Annotated in this window: 19 protein-coding genes and 1 pseudogene; 8 read left to right on the top strand and 12 right to left on the bottom strand. The window is 73.2% G+C overall.

The window, feature by feature from the left end:
* Nucleotides 1–39: 39 nt before the first annotated feature.
* Nucleotides 40–810, bottom strand: a complete 771-nt coding sequence (locus ACSMXR_RS07305; RefSeq protein ID WP_137232610.1) for a S1 family peptidase — start codon at nt 808–810, stop codon at nt 40–42.
* Nucleotides 811–1,128: 318 nt separating this feature from the next.
* Here ACSMXR_RS07305 and ACSMXR_RS07310 point away from each other — a divergent pair, with 318 nt between their 5' ends.
* Both ACSMXR_RS07310 and ACSMXR_RS07315 read left to right on the top strand, forming a co-directional pair.
* Complete coding sequence (locus ACSMXR_RS07310) at nt 1,129–2,046, top strand: hypothetical protein (protein WP_256343243.1); 918 nt, start codon at nt 1,129–1,131, stop codon at nt 2,044–2,046.
* 38 nt (nt 2,047–2,084) lie between these two features.
* Nucleotides 2,085–2,840 (top strand): ankyrin repeat domain-containing protein, encoded by a 756-nt coding sequence (locus tag ACSMXR_RS07315; RefSeq protein ID WP_137232612.1) that lies wholly within the window; start codon nt 2,085–2,087, stop codon nt 2,838–2,840.
* Between the two features lie 39 nt (nt 2,841–2,879).
* On the opposite strand, the gene ACSMXR_RS07320 is transcribed toward ACSMXR_RS07315, so the two are convergent.
* The 3 genes and pseudogenes from ACSMXR_RS07320 to ACSMXR_RS07330 all read right to left on the bottom strand — a co-directional run bounded on the left by ACSMXR_RS07320 (nt 2,880) and on the right by ACSMXR_RS07330 (nt 5,192).
* Entirely contained in the window at nt 2,880–3,440 is a 561-nt protein-coding gene (locus tag ACSMXR_RS07320) for a GNAT family N-acetyltransferase (protein ID WP_473172348.1), read from the bottom strand.
* Between the two features lie 27 nt (nt 3,441–3,467).
* A pseudogene (locus ACSMXR_RS07325) lies at nt 3,468–4,145 on the bottom strand (VOC family protein); the annotation flags it as partial.
* A 108-nt stretch (nt 4,146–4,253) separates the two neighbouring features.
* The gene (locus tag ACSMXR_RS07330) at nt 4,254–5,192 is read right to left on the bottom strand and encodes an SDR family oxidoreductase (RefSeq protein WP_473171463.1); all 939 of its coding nucleotides are present in this window, start codon (nt 5,190–5,192) and stop codon (nt 4,254–4,256) included.
* A 93-nt stretch (nt 5,193–5,285) separates the two neighbouring features.
* Here ACSMXR_RS07330 and ACSMXR_RS07335 point away from each other — a divergent pair, with 93 nt between their 5' ends.
* From ACSMXR_RS07335 to ACSMXR_RS07350, 4 genes are read left to right on the top strand one after another with little or no spacing between them, the layout of a single operon-like run.
* A complete protein-coding gene (locus tag ACSMXR_RS07335) occupies nt 5,286–6,041 on the top strand; it encodes an enoyl-CoA hydratase family protein (protein ID WP_218527886.1) in 756 nt (251 codons plus the stop codon).
* A complete protein-coding gene (locus ACSMXR_RS07340) occupies nt 6,038–6,928 on the top strand; it encodes a CoA transferase subunit A (RefSeq protein ID WP_381907913.1) in 891 nt (296 codons plus the stop codon). The genes ACSMXR_RS07335 and ACSMXR_RS07340 overlap by 4 nt, the downstream gene beginning before the upstream one ends.
* A complete protein-coding gene (locus tag ACSMXR_RS07345) occupies nt 6,925–7,674 on the top strand; it encodes a CoA-transferase subunit beta (RefSeq protein ID WP_473171464.1) in 750 nt (249 codons plus the stop codon). The genes ACSMXR_RS07340 and ACSMXR_RS07345 overlap by 4 nt, the downstream gene beginning before the upstream one ends.
* Nucleotides 7,674–8,759 (top strand): NAD(P)H-dependent flavin oxidoreductase, encoded by a 1,086-nt coding sequence (locus ACSMXR_RS07350; RefSeq protein ID WP_473171465.1) that lies wholly within the window; start codon nt 7,674–7,676, stop codon nt 8,757–8,759. The genes ACSMXR_RS07345 and ACSMXR_RS07350 overlap by 1 nt, the downstream gene beginning before the upstream one ends.
* Nucleotides 8,760–8,985: 226 nt before the next feature.
* On the opposite strand, the gene ACSMXR_RS07355 is transcribed toward ACSMXR_RS07350, so the two are convergent.
* From ACSMXR_RS07355 to ACSMXR_RS07375, 5 genes are all read right to left on the bottom strand, one after another.
* Nucleotides 8,986–10,629: a DEAD/DEAH box helicase gene (locus ACSMXR_RS07355; RefSeq protein ID WP_473171466.1), complete on the bottom strand. Its 1,644-nt coding sequence runs from the start codon at nt 10,627–10,629 to the stop codon at nt 8,986–8,988.
* 197 nt (nt 10,630–10,826) lie between these two features.
* On the bottom strand, nt 10,827–11,030 hold the full coding sequence (locus ACSMXR_RS07360; RefSeq protein ID WP_003969786.1) for a cold-shock protein: 204 nt from the start codon (nt 11,028–11,030) through the stop codon (nt 10,827–10,829).
* Between the two features lie 270 nt (nt 11,031–11,300).
* Nucleotides 11,301–12,458: an acetyl-CoA C-acetyltransferase gene (locus tag ACSMXR_RS07365; protein ID WP_218527881.1), complete on the bottom strand. Its 1,158-nt coding sequence runs from the start codon at nt 12,456–12,458 to the stop codon at nt 11,301–11,303.
* Between the two features lie 30 nt (nt 12,459–12,488).
* A complete protein-coding gene (locus ACSMXR_RS07370) occupies nt 12,489–13,100 on the bottom strand; it encodes a TetR/AcrR family transcriptional regulator (protein WP_179889617.1) in 612 nt (203 codons plus the stop codon).
* 42 nt (nt 13,101–13,142) lie between these two features.
* On the bottom strand, nt 13,143–13,925 hold the full coding sequence (locus ACSMXR_RS07375) for an SDR family oxidoreductase (RefSeq protein WP_218527880.1): 783 nt from the start codon (nt 13,923–13,925) through the stop codon (nt 13,143–13,145).
* A 91-nt stretch (nt 13,926–14,016) separates the two neighbouring features.
* Here ACSMXR_RS07375 and ACSMXR_RS07380 point away from each other — a divergent pair, with 91 nt between their 5' ends.
* A complete protein-coding gene (locus ACSMXR_RS07380; protein ID WP_137232621.1) occupies nt 14,017–15,162 on the top strand; it encodes an acyl-CoA dehydrogenase family protein in 1,146 nt (381 codons plus the stop codon).
* Nucleotides 15,162–16,148 carry an acyl-CoA dehydrogenase family protein gene (locus ACSMXR_RS07385; RefSeq protein ID WP_473171467.1) on the top strand — a complete coding sequence of 329 codons (987 nt, stop codon included), beginning with the start codon at nt 15,162–15,164 and terminating at the stop codon, nt 16,146–16,148. The genes ACSMXR_RS07380 and ACSMXR_RS07385 overlap by 1 nt, the downstream gene beginning before the upstream one ends.
* Nucleotides 16,149–16,190: 42 nt before the next feature.
* Here the strand turns inward: ACSMXR_RS07385 and ACSMXR_RS07390 are convergent, their stop codons facing one another.
* The 3 genes from ACSMXR_RS07390 to ACSMXR_RS07400 are packed head-to-tail and all read right to left on the bottom strand — an operon-like array spanning nt 16,191 to nt 18,046.
* Complete coding sequence (locus ACSMXR_RS07390; RefSeq protein ID WP_137232623.1) at nt 16,191–16,682, bottom strand: pyridoxamine 5'-phosphate oxidase family protein; 492 nt, start codon at nt 16,680–16,682, stop codon at nt 16,191–16,193.
* Nucleotides 16,683–16,727: 45 nt separating this feature from the next.
* Nucleotides 16,728–17,297 carry a HutD/Ves family protein gene (locus tag ACSMXR_RS07395; RefSeq protein WP_376186049.1) on the bottom strand — a complete coding sequence of 190 codons (570 nt, stop codon included), beginning with the start codon at nt 17,295–17,297 and terminating at the stop codon, nt 16,728–16,730.
* On the bottom strand, nt 17,294–18,046 hold the full coding sequence (locus ACSMXR_RS07400) for a vWA domain-containing protein (protein WP_473171468.1): 753 nt from the start codon (nt 18,044–18,046) through the stop codon (nt 17,294–17,296). The genes ACSMXR_RS07395 and ACSMXR_RS07400 overlap by 4 nt, the downstream gene beginning before the upstream one ends.
* Nucleotides 18,047–18,048: the final 2 nt, after the last annotated feature.

Genomic DNA, 18,048 nt, shown 5'->3' on the forward strand with positions numbered 1-18,048 from the left:
CCGGACGTGCGGTGACCGGCGGCCGGGCTCCGAGCGAGGTCAGAGCGAGTCGGCCGCGGAGGCGATGTCACCGGCGAAGTGCGAGACCTGGGCGTAGACGCCCGGGTAGTCGGGGCGGGCGCAGCCCTGGCCCCAGCTGACGATGCCGACCTGGACCCACTCGTCGGAGTCGTCCTTGCGGAACATCGGGCCGCCGGAGTCGCCCTGGCAGCTGTCGACGCCGCCGGTGCCGAGGAGGCCGGCGCAGATCTCCTCGTCGGCGACGAGGTCGCCGCCGTAGGCGGACGAGCAGTCGGCGTCGGAGACGAACGGCACGTCGGCCTTCAGCAGGTGGCGCTGCTGGCTGCCGCCCTCGCGGTCGGCGCCCCAGCCCGCGACGGTGAAGGTGCCCTCGTCGTAGGTGTCGTCGGTGGCGATCTTGAGGGTGGGCTGGTCGATCGGCTGGGCGAGCTTGATCAGCGCCCAGTCCTTGCCGGTGCCGTTGTAGCCGGGGGCCTGCAGGACCTTGGTGGACTGGACCTCGACGGCGTCGGGCGACTGGAGGTCGGCGACACCGCCGGTGACGGTGATCGAGGTGTCGTCGCCCGAACCGTCCACGCAGTGGGCGGCGGTGAGGACGATGTCCTGGGCGTAGAGCGCACCGCCGCAGCCCATGGAGAGCCGGACCATGAAGGGGAACTCGCCCTGTTCGGCGCGTTCTCCGCCGACGATCGGCTGGGGGGCCGCGGCGGCGGGCTGGAGGCTGACGGTCGCGAGGGCGACGGCGGCTATGGCGACGGAACACCTTTTCAGCACGCTCAGAAGCTTCACGGAGGCCTTCTTTCGTGGGGGGATTTCGTGTGGGGGGTTGCTGTGGGAGGTTGCGCTGCTGCGTTGTGGTGCAGGAGTCCTGGTACGCGGGGTTTCCGGTACGCGGGATTCCGGTGCTGCTGTGGGGTTGCGCGGTCCGGCACGCACGTCCCGGCCGGGGTGACGACCTCCGGCACCGAAGCCGAATTAGTCATGTACCCGACAAGAACGATCCGATTATCGGTGCCGGGTGACCGCTGCCACAAGGCGCACTTTTCAGCCAAGATCATCGGCAGGTTTCCGCCCCGGCATACAGTGGAGGTCCGTCGACCGTCGCGGATGGGGGGTTCCGACGTGGCGAACAGCCCTCCGGGCGCACCCGTCGTCCATGGTTTTCCGCATCTGGACACGGTCCGCTCCGCCGTCACCGCGCTCTACCGCCGGCTCTCCGCGGACGGCGTCCACGCCTACGCCACCAGCCTCCCGCCCGCCGACGCCGCGTTCGCGGACCAGGACGATCTGCACCTGGGAGCCCAGCGGGTGGCGCGCTCACTGGTCCAGCACCTCCATCTGCCCGAGGCCCGCATGATCGTCGGCTTCCGGGCGATGGAGCACGCGGCGAGCGTGGAACTCACCGCGGGCCCCGAGTACTTCATCGAGCTCAACGACCGCTTCCGCACCCACCGCAGGGACATCGGGGCGGCGCTCGCGCACGAGGTCACCCATGTGCTGCTGCACCGGCTCGGCCTGGAGTTCCCCGGGACCCGCGCCAACGAGATCCTGACCGACACCACGACGGCCTACCTCGGCGCGGGCTGGCTGCTGCTGGACGCGTTCCGGGAGGACGCCACCTCCCGCCAGAAGCTGGGCTACCTCACCCCGGAGGAGTTCGGATACGTCCTGGCCAAGCGGGCGTTCGCCTTCGACGAGGACCCCTCGCCGTGGTTCACCAGCCCCCAGGCGTACACCGCGTACACCAAGGGCCGGGAGCGGGCGCTGCAGGATCTGCGCCGGCCGCCGCTGACCGCCGCGGGCTGGGCGGGCCGACGCCGCTACGCCAAGGACCGCCGGTACGCCCAGGACCACCCCGGCACCGCCCCGGACCCGAACGTTCCGTACGCCTTCGAGACCGGCGACGGCGGTCTGCGCGTCTCCTTCCCCTGCCCCACCTGCCACCAGCGCATCCGGGTCCCCGTCCGGGGCCGGTTCACCGCGCGCTGCGGGCTGTGCCGGACCGCTCTGGAGTGCGACACCTGAGCCGAGGCGTTGTCAGCGGCCCGCCGTAGGATCGAAGCATGACGAACGAGCCGATCAGGGACGAACCATGCCTGTTCGACGCGCTGTACGAGGACGAGAACGCGGTCGTACGGGCCCTGCGCGCGGGTGCGCCGGCCGAGTCGAGCGACGAGGAGGGCACGACGGCGCTCTATCTGGCGTCGGTCCAGGACCGCCTGGAAGCGGTACGCCTGCTGCTCGCCGCCGGGGCCGACCCCGACCGGGCGAGCGGGCCCGGGGCGAGCGACCTGCCGCTGTGCGGGGCGGCGTGCGGCGGGCACACCGCGGTGGTGGAGGCGCTGCTGTCCGCCGGGGCCCGGCCGGATCTGCGCGAGGAGTTCGGCTTCACGGCGCTGCGGTGGGCGGTCGGCCTGGGGCACTCCGCGACGGTGGAGCTGCTCCTCGCCCGTGGCGCGGACCCGCTGCTGCCGGGCCCGCGGGGGGAGTCGATGCTGGTGCTGGCGGCCCAGCGCGGATCCCTGCGCACGGTACGGGCGCTGCTCGCGCACGGCGCGGGCGCGCAGGGGCAGGAGTCCGCGGTCGCCCTGGCGCTGGCCGAGGCGCGGCGCATCGCCGGACTCGATCCGGAGCGGGAGCTGCTGCTGCGGCTGGAGGAGATGTACGGCTCCGGCATCGAGACGGTGACGCTCCACGACCGACGCGACGGCGAGGAGACGATAGCGGTGGAGCTGCTCCGGGACGGGGTGCCGTCGGCGGGCGTGGACCAGCACACGGGCCACGGCGAGATCGCGGCCCTGCTGGGCGCACCGGCGTAGTCACCGCCCGGACCGCCCCCGCCCCCTGCCGGCTCCCGGCTATCGGCTCCGCTCCCACGTCTCCCGGGTGAGTTCGTACTCCACGTCGCCGTGTTCGGAGCCCTCGATGACCTCCGGCCAGTCCTCGGTGTAGGCCCGGAGGAAGGTCAGCCCCGCCTTCTCCATCACGCGCCGGGATCCCGTGTTGACCGCCATGGTGTTGGCGGTGACCCGCTGGACCCCGAGGTCGGTGAACCCCTTGTCGACCAGGGCCCGCGCCCCCTCGGTGGCATGACCGCGGCCCCAGGCGGCCCGGTTCAGCCGGTAGCCGAGCTCGACGACGGCAGGGTCGTGGTCGTCCAGCGGCCGGAGCCCGAACCAGCCCAGAAAGGCCCCGGTGTCCTTCCGCACCGCGGCCCAGTAGCCGCGGGTCCCGGTGCACGGGTAGTGGTGGAGGAGCCTCGGCAGGGTCCGGTCCCGGATGTCCTCGGGGCTGGTGGGCCGGCCGCCGTTGATGTACCGCATGACGGCGGGGTCGTTGTCGAGGGCGAGCAGGTCGGGGGCGTCGGCGGCGGTGACCGGGCGCAGGACGAGCCGGTCGGTCTCCAGGAAGACGGGCATCCGGTCGTCCTCCTGGATCCGGAACGCCAGCCCTTCCGGGCTGCGCAGCCGCACGGCACGACGGCCGCCCTCCTCCCCGGGGAGGGTGGCGGGTTCCTGCCCATGGGCGCGGGCGCGCCGGATCACACCGTCCAGGTCGTCCACGCCGACGGCCAGCTCCCACCGGGGTGCGGAGTCGGGGGCGGCCGGGTCGGGGGCGGCGGTGCGGAAGTCGGCCCGGCCGAGGGGTGCGCCGATCACGGCGGCGTAGAACTGCCGGGCCCGCTCGGGGTCTTCGCAGGCCAGGACCGTACGGTGCGGGCCGGCGGCGACCGTGGCGGGCGCCGGCCACCCGGTGGGCTTCTGCCGCTGCCAGAGGGAGAAGACCGCGCCCACCGGGTCGATCAGCGTGGCGATCCGGCCCTGGTCCCCCGCGTCGAAGGGCGGGAGGACGATCCGCGCTCCGTTGCCGACCGCCACAGCCGTACGGTGGTCCACGTCGTCGGCCGCGAGGTAGTAGGCGATGTGCGGTGGCGTTCCGGGCGGGTACACCGGCTGGGCGAGGTCGCTCACCCCGCCGATCCGGGCGCCTCCGGCAGAGATCGTGACGGCCCGCCGCCGGTCCTCCTCGTCCACGGCGAAGTCCCAGCCCAGCACCGAGGAGAAGAAGGCGGCGGTGCCGGACGGGTCGTGGGTCTTGAGGTCCATCCAGCAGAACTCGTTCATCGGTTCGGGCCCTGTTCCTGTTCGTCGTGTGCTGCGAGGGTGTCCGGTACGGGACGGCCCCCGCAAGCGGGTTTCCCGGCCCGGACGACGGCCCCCGCGCCATGCCCCTCAGGACGCCCCGTAGACCCGCCCCGGCTCCGCCGCCTCCGCCAGCAGTCGGCGCGCCGTCTCGCCCGCCTCGGCCGGTGATCTGCGCGCGCCCCGGTCGTCGGTGGGGCCCGGGCGCCAGCCCTCCATGACGGTGATGCGGCCCGCCTCGGCCTCGAAGACGCGGCCCGTCACCCCGTCGCTCGAAGCGGACCCGAGCCAGACGACGAGGGGCGAGACGTTCTCGGGGGCCATCGCGTCGAACGCGCCCTCCCCCGGGGCCGCCATGGTCGCGGCGAAGGTCTGCTCGGTCATCCGGGTCCGGGCGGCCGGGGCGAGGGCGTTGACCTGGACTCCGTACCGGCCCAGTTCGGCCGCCGCGACCAGGGTCAGGGCGACGATTCCGGCCTTGGCCGCCGCGTAGTTGCCCTGGCCGACGCTGCCGAGGAGTCCGGCGCCGGAGCTGGTGTTGATCACCCGGGCGACCGGTGGGCGGCCCGCCCTGGCCTCGGCCCGCCAGTGGGCGGCGGCGTGCTTCAGGGGCAGGAAGTGACCTTTGAGGTGGACGCGCATCACCGCGTCCCAGTCGTCCTCGTCCAGGTTGACGAGCATCCGGTCCCGCAGGAAGCCCGCGTTGTTGACGAGGGTGTCGAAGCGGCCGAAGGTGTCCAGGGCGGTGGTGACGAGGGAGGCCGCGCCTGCGGCGGTGGCGATGTCGCCGCCGTGCACGACGGCCTCGCCGCCCGCCGCGACGATCTCCTCGACGACCTCACGGGCCGGTCCGCCGGAGCCCCCGCCCCCGCTGCCGTCCGGTCGGACGCCGAGGTCGTTGACGACGACCCGTGCCCCTTCGGCGGCGAAGGCCAGCGCGTGGGCCCGGCCGAGCCCCCGCCCGGCGCCGGTGACGGCGACGACCCGGCCCGCGCAGAGTCCGGCACGGTGTGCGGTGGGTGCGGTCATCTCATCTCCCGTGGAAGTGGTCCTGGTTGGCGGGCGGGGCGCCTGCTACCGTCCACCTAACAAATGTTTGGTGGAAAGGTAGCTGATCCTCCGATGACTGTCTCCACCGCGTCGCCCCCCGGGAACGACGGCGTCCGCGTCGTCACCGTCGACCGTCCGCCCGTCAACGCGCTGCCCGTGCGGGGCTGGTACGACCTGGCGGACGCCGTCCGGGCGGCGGGCCGTGACCCGGAGGTGCGCTGCGTCGTCCTGGCCGCCGCCGGGCGCGGCTTCAACGCGGGCGTCGACATCAAGGAGTTGCAGCGCGATCCGGGGCACGAGGCGCTGATCGGCGCCAACCGGGGCTGCGCCGAGGCGTTCGCGGCGGTGTACGCGTGCGAGGTCCCGGTCGTCGCGGCGGTGCGCGGCTTCTGTCTGGGCGGCGGTATCGGCCTCGTCGGGAACGCCGACGCGATCGTCGCGAGCGAGGACGCGGTCTTCGGCCTGCCGGAGCTGGACCGGGGCGCGCTCGGCGCCGCGACCCACCTCGCCCGGCTGGTGCCGCAGCACCTGATGCGCACGCTGTACTACACCTCGCGCACGGTCACCGCCGCCGAACTGCTCGCCCACGGCTCGGTCTGGCGGGTGGTCCCGGGCGGGCGGCTGATGGCCGCCGCACTGGAGTTGGCGGACGAGATCGCCGCCAAGGACGGCCATCTGCTGCGGCTGGCCAAGGCCGCCCTGAACGGCATCGACCCCGTCGACGTACAGCGCAGCTACCGCTTCGAGCAGGGGTTCACCTTCGAGGCGAACCTCGCCGGGACCGCCGCCCGGGTCCGCGACACCTTCGGCAAGGAGGCCCGACCGTGACCACTCCCCCGCAGGGGCGCGACAAGACGATGACGCCCGAGGAGGTCGTCGGCCGGCTGAGCAGCGGGATGACGATCGGGATCGGCGGCTGGGGCTCGCGCCGCAAGCCGATGGCGCTGGTCAGGGCGCTGCTGCGGTCATCGGTCACCGATCTCACGGTGATCTCCTACGGTGGCCCGGACGTCGGGCTGCTGGCGGCGGCGGGGCGGATCCGCCGTCTGGTCACGGCGTTCGTGACGCTCGACTCGATCCCGCTGGAGCCGCACTACCGGGCGGCCCGGCAGCGCGGGGCGTTCGCGCTGACGGAGATCGACGAGGCGATGTTCATGTGGGGGCTGCACGCGGCGGCGAACCGGCTGCCGTTCCTGCCGGTGCGGGCCGGGCTCGGCTCGGACGTGATGCGGGTCAACCCCGAGCTGCGCACGGTGACTTCACCGTACGAGGACGGCGAGGAGTTCGTGGCGGCGCCCGCCCTGCGGATGGACGCGGCGCTGGTCCACCTCAACCGGGCGGACCGGCTCGGCAACGGCCAGTACCTGGGCCCCGACCCGTACTTCGACGACCTGTTCTGCGAGGCGGCGGACGCGGCGTACGTCTCCTGCGAACGCCTGGTGGAGACCCGGGAGTTGACGGAGGGCGGGCGGCCGCTGGCGACCCTCCTCGTCCAACGGCACGCCGTCACCGGCGTCGTGGAGACGCCGGGCGGGGCGCACTTCACCTCCTGCGTCCCCGACCACCCGCGCGACGAGCCGTTCCAGAAGGCGTACGCGACGGCGGCGGCCGATCCCGCCGCCTGGGCCGAGTTCGCAGCCCGCTTCCTGCCGCCGGACGGCGACGAGAAGAGCTACCGGGAAGCCGTCCGCGTCTGGCACGAGGAGCAGAAATGAACGCGTCCGCCGTGGAGAGCGTCACCCGTGCCGAGTACTGCGTGATCGCCTGCGCGGAGGCCTGGCGGGGCGACGGGGAGATCCTGGCCAGTCCGATGGGCGCGGTGCCGGCGGTGGGGGCCCGGCTGGCGCGGCTGACCTTCGCGCCCGATCTGCTGCTCACGGACGGCGAGGCGAGGCTCGTCGGCCCGGACGGCGAGCCGGAGGGCTGGCTCCCCTACCGCAGACATCTGGCCCTGGTGACCGGGGGGCGGCGGCACGTGATGATGGGCGCGAGCCAGATCGACCGCTTCGGCAACCAGAACATCTCCTGCATCGGCGACTGGGAGCAACCGGCCCGCCAGCTCCTGGGCGTACGCGGAGCACCGGTCAACACCCTGAACAACCCGGTGAGTTACTGGATCCCCCGGCACTCGCCCCGGGTCTTCGTCGAGCGCGTCGACATGGTCTGCGGGGTCGGCCACGACCGGGCGGAGGCGGCGGGCCCCTCGGCCACGCGCTTCCACCGCATCCCCCGGGTCGTCAGCGATCTCGGGGTCTTCGACTTCGCGACGCCGGACCGTTCGATGCGGCTGGCCTCGGTCCACCCGGGCGTCACCGTGGAAAGGGTCCGCGAGGCGACGGGCTTCCCGCTCACGGTCCCCGCCGACGTCCCGTACACCCGCGCCCCCTCCTCCGCCGAACTCGCCCTGATCCGCGAGGTCATCGACCCGGCCCGCACCCGGGACCGGGAGGTCGGGGCCTGATGCGTACCGCCCTGACCGATCTCGTCGGCGTCCGGCACCCGATCGTGCAGACCGGCATGGGCTGGGTGGCGGGCCCCCGCCTGGTCACCGCGACCGCGCGGGCCGGGGCGCTGGGCATCCTGGCGTCGGCGACCATGACGCCGGACCAACTGCGTTCCGCCGTACGGGAGGTGAAGTCCCGCACGGACGCGCCGTTCGGGGTGAACCTGCGGGCGGACGCGGGGGACGCCCGGGAGCGGGTGGGCATCATCATCGAGGAGGGCGTGCGGGTGGCGTCGTTCGCGCTCGCCCCGTCGAGGGAGCTGATCGCGGAGCTGAAGGACGCGGGCGTGGTCGTCGTCCCGTCGGTGGGGGCCCGGCGGCACGCGGAGAAGGTCGCGGCGTGGGGTGCGGACGCGGTGATCGTGCAGGGCGGCGAGGGCGGCGGTCACACGGGGGAGGTCGCCACCACGGTGCTGCTGCCGCAGGTGGTCGACGCGGTGGACATCCCGGTGGTCGCGGCGGGCGGCTTCCACGACGGCCGGGGGCTGGTGGCGGCGCTGGCGTACGGGGCGGCGGGCGTCGCGATGGGCACCCGGTTCCTGCTGACCTCGGACTCCACGGTCCCGGACGCGGTGAAGGCACGCTATCTGGCGGCGGCCGCCCAGGACATCACGCTGACGCGGGCGGTGGACGGGCTGCCGCACCGGATGCTCCGTACGGAGATGGTGGCGGAGCTGGAGGACGCGGGCCGGCTGCGTTCGCTGTACGGGGCGGTGCGCCGGGCGTCCCGCTTCCGCCGGCTGTCCGGCCTGAGCCGGCGGGACATGGTCCGGGACGGACTGGCGATGCGGCACGGCAGGAAGCTGAGCTGGAGCCAGGTGCTGATGGCGGCGAACGCGCCGATGCTGCTGCGGGCGTCGATGGTGGAGGGCCGCACGGACCTCGGCATCATGGCCTCCGGCCAGGTGGCGGCCCTGATCGAGGATCTGCCGAGCGTGGCGGGTCTGGTGGAACGGATCCTGACGGAGGCGGAGGGGGCCTTGGCAGCCCTGGCCCCCACGCCCGACAACCGGGCGGCCACGCCCAGCCCGTCCGGCGCTTGAGGACAAGCCTCGGCCCACATCGGCCCGCACCCGGCGACAGACCGCCCTATCAAGCCCGTCCGGCGATTGAGGACAGTGCCCCGGCCCACCACCAGCCGTCCGGCGATTGAGGACAGTGCCCCGGCCCGGGGCTTTCGGGGCTCTGCCCCGGACCCCGGTCCTCAATCGCCGGACGGCTTGAAATGTGGCCCCGGTCCTCGCCCACCCGGCGGCTTGAAGTGTGGGCCTACGCCGCCCGGCGACCCCGGGCAGGCGCGCCCGAGCGGCCCGTGCCCCCGGAGCGGCCCGCGCCGCCACCGGAACGCGCACCCTGCGCACCCCCGGTCCCGCCGGTCCCGCCGGTCCCGCCGGCACCGCCGGCCCCGCGCCGGCCCCGTCCCCGGCTGCCGGAGCGCACCGCGCCGCCGCCGGAACCCGCCGAACCGCCCGACCGGGCCCTCTGCTTCGGCGGGGTCGGCTGCGGTACCTCGATCACGATCGCGACGCCCGACGGCTCACGCGCGCCCGTGATCCGGCCCAGCTCCGCGTCGCTGGAGGTGACCCGCGTGGTGCGCGGCGCGATGCCCGCGTCCTGCATCAGCCGGGTCATCTCGCGCTTCTCCTCGGGCAGCACCAGCGTGACGACGCTGCCGGACTCCCCGGCGCGCGCCGTGCGCCCGCCGCGGTGGAGGTAGTCCTTGTGATCGGTCGGCGGGTCCACGTTGACGACCAGGTCGAGGTCGTCCACGTGGATGCCGCGGGCCGCGACGTTCGTCGCGACGAGCGCGGTGACCTCACCGGTCTTGAACTGGTCGAGCGTCCGGTTGCGCTGCGGCTGGGAGCGCCCGCCGTGCAGGGCGGCCGCCCGTACACCGCTGGCGAGCAGCCGCTTGGCGAAGCGGTCGGCGGCGCGCTTGGTGTCGACGAACATGATCACCCGCCCGTCGCGGGCGGCGATCTTCGTGGCGACGGCCTTCTTGTCGGTCTCGTCCAGGACGTGGAGCACGTGGTGCTCCATCGTGGTGACCGCACCGGCGGACGGGTCGACGGAGTGCACGACCGGGTCGGTGAGGAACATCTTGACGAGCCGGTCGATGTTCTTGTCGAGGGTCGCGGAGAACAGCATGCGCTGCCCGTCCGCCTCGACCTGCTTGAGCAGGGCGACGACCTGCGGCATGAAGCCCATGTCGGCCATCTGGTCGGCCTCGTCGAGGACGGTGATGGAGACCTGGTCCAGCCGGCAGTCGCCACGCTCGATGAGGTCCTTGAGCCGACCCGGGGTGGCGACGAGGACTTCGGCGCCGCGCCGCAGGGTGGCGGACTGCTTGGTGATCGACATACCGCCGACGACGGTGGCCATCCGCAGGTTCACGGCGGTCGCGTACGGGGTCAGCGCGTCGGTGACCTGCTGGGCCAGCTCCCGGGTGGGGACGAGGACCATGGCCAGCGGGGCGCGCGGCTCGCTGCGGCGCCCGGCGGTGCGGGCCAGCAGGGCCAGGCCGAAGGCGAGGGTCTTGCCGGAGCCGGTGCGCCCGCGGCCGAGGATGTCGCGGCCGGCCAGCGAGTTCGGCAGGGTGGCGCCCTGGATCGGGAACGGCTCGGTGACACCCTGCGCGGCGAGGGTCTTCAGCAGCGCGGCGGGCATGTCCAGGTCGGCGAAGGCCTCGACGGACGGCAGCGCGGGGGTCACGGTCTCCGGCAGAGCGAACTCGGCGGGCTGTGCGACCGCGGGCTTGCGGCGGGCCGCGGGCTTGGAGCCGCCCTGGTTACGGGAGCGGGGTGCGCCGCCCCGGCCGTTCGAGGCGGCCTGGGGGGCCGCGCCCTGGCCGCGGCCTCGGCCACGGGCCGGACGGGAGCGGGGGGTGCGGTCCTGGCGTTCGGAGCTGGTCATACGGAATTGCCCTCCTGGGGGATTCCTGGGCAACTGCCGAATGGGTTTACTGCGATGTGCCGGCCCGGCCGTCCGGGTGCGCCCCCAGGATGTGCGCACAGAACGGGTTGTTGCGACGGGTGGTCGCTCGGACAGCACAAACCGGGGCCCGCACCTTCACGGTGCGGGCCCCGGTCAGCGAGGTACGCGTCCGGCAATTAGGCCGGGACGATGTTCTCCGCCTGCGGGCCCTTCTGGCCCTGCGTGACGTCGAAGGAGACCTTCTGGCCCTCCTGGAGCTCACGGAAGCCCGAGGTGGCGATGTTGGAGTAGTGGGCGAAGACGTCGGCGCCGCCGCCGTCCTGCTCGATGAAGCCGAAGCCCTTTTCCGAGTTGAACCACTTCACGGTTCCAGTAGCCATGTCATTCTCCTAAAAGAGGTGCAGTGCCGGAAATCCGCACTTTACGGATTCCAAGTCGCCGCATTGAGCCCCATCCGGAGAAAGCCGGAAAACAATAATGCGCCTGAGGAAGCATTCCCGTCAGGCGCACATAAAGTTCATGGGTACCAAAACTGCAACGGGAAACACCCTAGCACGTCCTCTCCTCCGGCGGTGGATCACGCCACGCCGCCGGAGGGAAAACTTGGCTGACCAGAAGGTGTATGCCGGGTGTCTCGGAGCCCGGGTGTCTCAGAGCCGCTCGACGATGGTGACGTTGGCCTGTCCGCCGCCCTCGCACATCGTCTGGAGCCCGTAGCGGCCGCCGGTGCGTTCCAGTTCGTGGAGCAGGGTGGTCATGAGCCGCGCGCCGGTCGCGCCGAGCGGGTGGCCCAGGGCGATGGCCCCGCCGTTGACGTTGACCCGCTCGGGGTCGGCGCCGGTCTCCTTCAGCCAGGCGAGGACGACCGGGGCGAACGCCTCGTTGATCTCGACGAGGTCGATGGCGTCGATGGTGAGGCCGGTCTTCTTCAGGGCGTACGCGGTGGCGGGGATCGGGGCGGAGAGCATCCGGATCGGGTCCTCGCCGCGTACGGACAGGTGGTGGATGCGGGCCCGTGGGGTGAGGCCGTGTGCGGCGACGGCCCGCTCGGAGGCGATGAGCAGGGCGGCGGCCCCGTCGGAGACCTGGGAGGAGCAGGCGGCGGTGATGGTGCCGCCCTCGACGACGGGCTTCAGGCCGGCCATCTTCTCCAGGGTGGTGTCACGGCGCGGCCCCTCGTCCGCGGTGACGTCCCCGTACGCGACGGTCTCGCGGGCGAAGCGGCCCTCGTCGACGGCGCGGACCGCCCGCCGGTGGGAGGTGAGGGCGAACTCCTCCATGTCGCGGCGGCCGATGCCCCACTTCTCGGCGATCAGCTGGGCGCCGTGGAACTGGTTGACGGGGGCGTCGCCGTAGCGGGCCCGCCAGCCCTCGCTGCCCGCGAAGGGCCCCTGGGTGAGGCCGAGGGGTTCGGCGGCCCGGCGGGAGGCGAAGGCGATGGGGATCTGGGTCATGTTCTGGGTGCCGCCCGCCACGACGAGGTCCTGGGTGCCGGAGAGGACGCCCTGGGCCGCGAAGTGGAGGGCCTGCTGGGAGGAGCCGCACTGCCGGTCGACGGTGACGCCGGGGACCTCCTCGGGCAGTCCGGCGGCGAGCCATGACGTACGGGCGATGTCGCCGGCCTGCGGTCCGACGGTGTCCAGGCAGCCGAAGACGACATCCTCGACGGCCGCCGGGTCGACGCCCGAGCGGCCGATCAGCTCGCGCAGCACATGGGCTCCGAGATCGGCGGGGTGGGCGGCCCCGAGGCCTCCTCCGCGCCGCCCGACGGGGGTGCGTACCGCTTCGACGATGTAGGCCTCGGTCATGGCTGCTGCTCCTCGGTCATCGAGAGGTGGCTAGATGCGCAGGGCGATGCCGTCCAGCACCATCGAGAGGTACTGGCGGGCGATCTCCTCGGGGCTGTGGTGTCCGCCGGGGCGGTACCAGGAGGCGGCGACCCAGACGGTGTCGCGGACGAAGCGGTAGGTGAGGCGGATGTCGAGGTCGTCGCGGAAGACGCCTTCGGCGACGCCGCGTTCCAGGGTGCCGAGCCAGGCCTTCTCGAACTTGGTCTGCGAGTCGACGAGGTAGGCGAAGCGCGGCTGGGTGGCGAGGTGCTTGGACTCCTTCTGGTAGATCGCGACGGCGGGGCGGTGCCGGTCGATCTCCCGGAAGGACTCGGTGACCAGGGCCTCGATGGTCTCGCGGGGGCCGAGGCCGGCCGCCAGGACCGCGTCGTAGCCCTGCCAGAGCTCGTCGAGGAAGGTGGAGAGGATCTCGTCGATCATCGATTCCTTGGAATCGAAGTGGTAGTAGAGGCTGCCCGCGAGCATCCCGGCCTCGTCCGCGATCCGGCGGACGGTGGTGGCGTTGTATCCCTGGGCGGCGAAGACCTCGGCGGCGGTGGCGAGCAGTTCTCGGCGTCGCTCCGGCGTGGGGGTCACCTGGGGCTTCTTCTTGGTAGGCACCCGCCCATTGTCCGCCCGTGGCCCAGGTGTTCACGCAGGTGCTCACGCATGCTGGCTGCTGACGGGGACGACCTCGCCGGTCATGTACGAGGAGTAGCCGCTGGCGAGGAAGACGATGACGTTGGCGACCTCCCAGGGTTCGGCGTACCGGCCGAAGGCCTCCTTCGCGGTGAGTTCGGCGAGGAGTTCGGCGGAGGTGACCTTGGCGAGGTGCGGGTGCATGGCGAGGCTGGGGGCGACGGCGTTGACGCGTACGCCGTAGTCGGCGGCCTCGACGGCGGCGCAGCGGGTGAGGGCCATGACCCCGGCCTTGGCTGCGGCGTAGTGGGCCTGGCCGCGCTGGGCGCGCCAGCCGACGACGGAGGCGTTGTTGACGAGGACGCCTCCGGTTCCGGCGGCCTTGAGGGAGCGCAGGGCGGCGCGGGTGCAGCGGAAGGTGCCGTTCAGGGTGACGTCGAGGATCCTGGTCCACTGGTCGTCGGTCATCTCGGTGAGTTCGGCGGTGCCGCCGAGGCCCGCGTTGTTGACGACGATGTCGAGGCCGCCGTGGCTCCGTTCGGCGTGTGAGAAGAGGGCGGCCACCTGCTCCTCGTCGGTGACGTCGCAGGTCAGATGGGTGACGCGGTCGGGTCCGAACGCGTCAGCGAGGGCGTGGGCGCTCTCCTTCAGCCGGCGGGCGTGGGCGTCGCTGATCACCACGCGCGCCCCCTCCTCCAGGAAGCGGCGGGCGGTGGCGCCGCCGATGCCGGCTCCGGCGGCGGCGGTGATCACGGCGGTGCGGCCGGCCAGCAGTCCGTGTCCCGGCAGGTACGGCGGTGCGTCCATGGCCCGTTCCCCCGACTTCTCGACGGTGCTTGAGCTGTACGTTAACCTACCAAACACTTGTTAGGGAACGGCCTTACGGAAGGCGGGCTCCATGGATCTGGCGCAGACAGCACGGACCGGGGCGCTGCGGGCCGAGGCCCGGGCCTGGCTCCGCGAGCACGTACCCGCCCGGCCGCTGCCCTCCCTGGAGACCGAGGAGGGGTTCGCCGCGCACCGGGCGTGGGAGGCGGAGCTGTACGAGGGCCGGTGGTCGGCGGTCTCCTGGCCCGAGGAGTACGGGGGCCGGGGCGCGGATCTCTTCGGCTGGCTGGCGTTCGAGGAGGAGTACTGGGCGGCGGGCGCGCCGGGCCGGGTCTCGCAGAACGGGGTCAGCCTCCTCGCCCCCACCCTCCTCGCCCACGGCACGGCGGAGCAGCGGGCCCGGGTGCTGCCCCCGATGGCGGGCGGCGAGGTGATCTGGGCGCAGGCCTGGTCGGAGCCGGAGGCCGGGTCGGACCTGGCGGCGCTGCGCTCGCGGGCGGTGCGGACGGAGGGCGGCTGGCTGCTGTCGGGGCAGAAGACCTGGTCATCGCGGGCGGCGTTCGCGGACCGGGCATTCGGGATCTTCCGTACGGACCCGGGGGCGGCGAAACCGCACCAGGGGCTCACGTACCTGATGTTCGGGCTGCGGGACCCCGGGGTCACGGTGCGTCCGATCGGCCGGCTGGACGGGAAGCCGGCGTTCGCCGAGATCTTCCTGGACGAGGTCTTCGTACCGGACGAGGACGTCATCGGGGAGCCGGGGCAGGGCTGGCGGATCGCGATGTCGGCCACGGGGGACGAACGCGGGCTCACGCTCCGCTCCCCCGGCCGCTTCCTGGCCGCCGCCGACCGGCTGACGGAGTTGTGGCGAGAGGTGGGCGACCCGGCGGACACCGCCGTACGGGACCGGGTGGCGGACGCGGTGATCGGGGCGCGGGCGTACCGGCTGTTCACGGCGGCCTCGGCGGCCCGGTTCGCGGCGGGGGCGTCGCTGGGTCCGGAGTCCAGCCTGAACAAGGTGTTCTGGTCGGACTACGACATCGCGCTGCACGAGACGGCGCTCGATCTGCTGGGCCCGGACGCGGAGCCGGCGGACACCGCGTGGGCGGAGGGGTACGTGTTCGCGCTCGCCGGTCCGATCTACGCCGGGACGAACGAGATCCAGCGCGACATCATCGCCGAGCGGCTGCTCGGCCTGCCGAAGGGACGGCGCTGATGCGTTTCCTGCTCACCGACGAGCAGCGCGAGTTCGGGCGTTCCCTGGACGCGCTGCTGACGGCGGCCGACACCCCGGCGGTCCTGCGGGCGTGGGCGGCCGGGGATCACGGGCCGGGGCGGGCCCTGTGGGGGCGGCTCGCGGACGCGGGGGTGTTCGCGCTGGCGGTTCCGGAGGCGTACGGGGGGCTGGGGCCGCTCCCCGTGGAGAGCGCCGTCGCCTGTGTGGAGCTGGGGCGGCACGCGGTGCCCGGTCCGGTGGCGGAGACCCTGGCGGCCGGGGTGCTGCTGGGCGCGGTGGGCGGCCCGGCGGCGAAGGAGTGGCTGCCGAGGATCGCGGCGGGTACGGCGGTGGTGTCGCTGCTGCTGGAAGGGCACGGGCCGTACGCGCTGGACGCGGACGCGGCGGACGCGGTGTTCACGGTGACCGGCGACGAACTGCGGCTCGCGCCGGGCCTGGGTTCACCGGCGGTCTCGGTGGATCCGGCGCGGCGGCTGTTCCGGCCGGAGCCGGGCGGCGAGGTGGTGGCGGCCGGGCCGGGGGTGCGCGAGGCGGCGCGGGCGGCGGGCGACCGGGCGGCGTTCGCGACGGCGGGCCTGGCCCTGGGCTGCGGGGAGGAGCTGCTGCGGGCGACGGTGGCGTACGTGAAGCAGCGCACCCAGTTCGGGGTGCCCGTCGGCTCCTTTCAGGCGGTCAAGCACCGGCTGGCCGACACCCTGCTCGGCCTGGAGTTCGCGCGCCCGCTGCTGTACGGGGCGGCGGTGGAGCTGGCCGAGGGGCCGTCCGGGGCCGGGGCGGCGGTCGCGGCGGCGAAGGTGACGGCGGGCGAGGCGGGATACGCGGCGGCCCGCACCGCGCTCCAGTCGCACGGCGCGATCGGCTACACCGAGGAGTTGGCCCTCGCCTGGTGGCTGCGCCGGGCCCGGCCGCTGCGGGACGCCTGGGGGACGCCGTCCGCGTGCCGGGCCCGGGTGCTGGCGGGGTGAGCGCCCTGCGGCCGGGCCCGGTCGCGGCCGCAGGGGCTCCCGTCACTTCCGGCGTACGGTGCGCAGCGGCTGCCCCGGCCGCCAGGACCGGATGACCAGCTCGTCGCCGTCGAGCCCGATGCGGACCACCTCGGTCAGCTCGGCCCGGAAGAGGTGGAAGGGCTCGGGCGGGGTGGCCTCCTCGATGAAGCGGGCGATCAGCTCCGGGTCCGTGATCTCCACGGCCCGGCCGCTGACCCGGACGTCGCCGTCGTTCATCTCGGCGTCGGGGCCCGGGTTGGCGTGGAGCGCGAAGCGCGGGTCGCGGCGCAGGTCCAGGGCCTTGAGCGAGTCCGGCATCATGCCGAGCAGCAGCTCACCGAAGCGGAAGTCGGCCTCCAGGCCGGTGACCCGGGGAGAGCCGTCCTTCCGCAGGGTGGCCAGGACGTGGTGCTTGTAGAGGCGGAAGCGGCGCTGGACGGTGTCGGCGAAGTCGGGTTCGGCAGCGGCGAAGCCGCCCCAGGAAAGGGGTGAAGAAGACGTCATGGGCGCCATGGAACACCGGATACCCGACATCCTCCGTCCGGATTCGCCGGGCGATCACACGTCCGAGAACGTGATCAGCACCGCCTGGCCCATCGTCCGCAGCACCCCGGGCGACGCCCCGGCGGCGAGCACCGCGTCGTAACGGTCCAGCCGGGCACCGCGCTCGCCGCCCGCCAGCTCCGCGCCGTCGTCGAGGGAGACGGCGAGCAGCGCACCGCCCTCCGGCGGCAGCAGCCGGACCGTGCCGCAGACGACGGCGGTCTCCGCCCGCGTACGGGCCCTGCGGTACATGACGTTGAGATTGACGACCGGGCCGCTCAGCAGGAAGCCCTCCGTGGGCAGATCGCCGGGGAAACCGTGCGGCCACAGGGGCTCGTCGACGATGTGGTGCTCCCCGCCGACGACGAGGTCCATGCCCGCGCCCTCGACGACGGTCAGGATGCGGTCCACACCGGGGAAGGCGGAGAAGGGCCCGTCGGCGGTGACGTCCGCGAGGCTGACACGCCAGTCGAAGGCGTCGGCCCCCGCGCCCTCGGGGCCGGTGGCGATCTCCCGGGTGAGCCCGCCGCCGTTCCTCCAGGGGGTGGGGGTGAGGTCGGCGGCGCGCAGGATCCGTACGGTCACCGGACGATCCCCTGCTCGCGGGCGGCGGCCAGCCAGAGCGGGAACTCGGCGACGAGCCGGTCGTACAGCTTGCGGTCCGGGACCTTCCGGGGGTCGAGGCCCGCGTGGAAGTACCCGGCGTTGTCGACGGTCCGCTTGGCGGGGACGGCCAGCTCGTCGAGCTTGCGCAGGAAGTCGAACTGGCTGCTCCGCGTGTTGCCGAAGCCGACGAACTGCCAGAACAGCGGCAGCTTCGCGGCCTTGCAGACGTAGCGTTCGGCGGCCAGTTTGCTGCTCGGCCCGCCGTCCGTCTGGAAGACGACCAGAGCCGGGTCTGTGGCCCCGCTCTCCAGGTAGTGGTCGATCACCGCATCCATCGCCACGTGGTAGTTGGTCCTGCCCATGTGCCCGAGATTCGCCACGATCTTATCGATGAGGCCCCGGTGGTTCTCCAGACCGATATCGGCGAAGCCGTCGATGTCCGTGGAGAAGAAGACGACCGGGACCCTGCCGTCGTCGTCGAGATGCGCAGACAGCCCGAGAACTCGCTCCGCCAGCGCCTGCACGCTGCCGTCCTTGTAGTACGTGCTCATCGAACCGGAGTAGTCGAGCACCAGGTAGACAGCCGCCCGTTGACCGCCGAGTCCGCGCTTCTCCAGCGAGGCCCCGGCGCTCTTGTAGAGGCTGACCAGGGCCGGAGCCGTCTCCTGGACCTTGGTCAGGCTGATGGCCGGGCCGCTCCCGCCCACGGCTGTGTCCGCACCGCGCATGA

This window comes from Streptomyces sp. DSM 106670 (genome assembly GCF_055792845.1).

Excerpts from the sequence above, each read along its gene's own strand:
- ACSMXR_RS07315 (WP_137232612.1), top strand. The coding sequence starts at position 2,085 with ATGACGAACGAGCCGATCAGGGACGAACCATGCCTGTTCGACGCGCTG.
- ACSMXR_RS07390 (WP_137232623.1), bottom strand. The coding sequence starts at position 16,682 with ATGGCGCCCATGACGTCTTCTTCACCCCTTTCCTGGGGCGGCTTCGCC.
- ACSMXR_RS07320 (WP_473172348.1), bottom strand. The coding sequence starts at position 3,440 with ATGCCCGTCTTCCTGGAGACCGACCGGCTCGTCCTGCGCCCGGTCACC.
- ACSMXR_RS07380 (WP_137232621.1), top strand. The coding sequence starts at position 14,017 with ATGGATCTGGCGCAGACAGCACGGACCGGGGCGCTGCGGGCCGAGGCC.
- ACSMXR_RS07355 (WP_473171466.1), bottom strand. The coding sequence starts at position 10,629 with ATGACCAGCTCCGAACGCCAGGACCGCACCCCCCGCTCCCGTCCGGCC.
- ACSMXR_RS07400 (WP_473171468.1), bottom strand. The coding sequence starts at position 18,046 with ATGCGCGGTGCGGACACAGCCGTGGGCGGGAGCGGCCCGGCCATCAGC.
- ACSMXR_RS07330 (WP_473171463.1), bottom strand. The coding sequence starts at position 5,192 with ATGACCGCACCCACCGCACACCGTGCCGGACTCTGCGCGGGCCGGGTC.
- ACSMXR_RS07345 (WP_473171464.1), top strand. The coding sequence starts at position 6,925 with ATGAACGCGTCCGCCGTGGAGAGCGTCACCCGTGCCGAGTACTGCGTG.
- ACSMXR_RS07385 (WP_473171467.1), top strand. The coding sequence starts at position 15,162 with ATGCGTTTCCTGCTCACCGACGAGCAGCGCGAGTTCGGGCGTTCCCTG.
- ACSMXR_RS07360 (WP_003969786.1), bottom strand. The coding sequence starts at position 11,030 with ATGGCTACTGGAACCGTGAAGTGGTTCAACTCGGAAAAGGGCTTCGGC.
- ACSMXR_RS07335 (WP_218527886.1), top strand. The coding sequence starts at position 5,286 with ATGACTGTCTCCACCGCGTCGCCCCCCGGGAACGACGGCGTCCGCGTC.
- ACSMXR_RS07350 (WP_473171465.1), top strand. The coding sequence starts at position 7,674 with ATGCGTACCGCCCTGACCGATCTCGTCGGCGTCCGGCACCCGATCGTG.
- ACSMXR_RS07365 (WP_218527881.1), bottom strand. The coding sequence starts at position 12,458 with ATGACCGAGGCCTACATCGTCGAAGCGGTACGCACCCCCGTCGGGCGG.
- ACSMXR_RS07375 (WP_218527880.1), bottom strand. The coding sequence starts at position 13,925 with ATGGACGCACCGCCGTACCTGCCGGGACACGGACTGCTGGCCGGCCGC.
- ACSMXR_RS07310 (WP_256343243.1), top strand. The coding sequence starts at position 1,129 with ATGGGGGGTTCCGACGTGGCGAACAGCCCTCCGGGCGCACCCGTCGTC.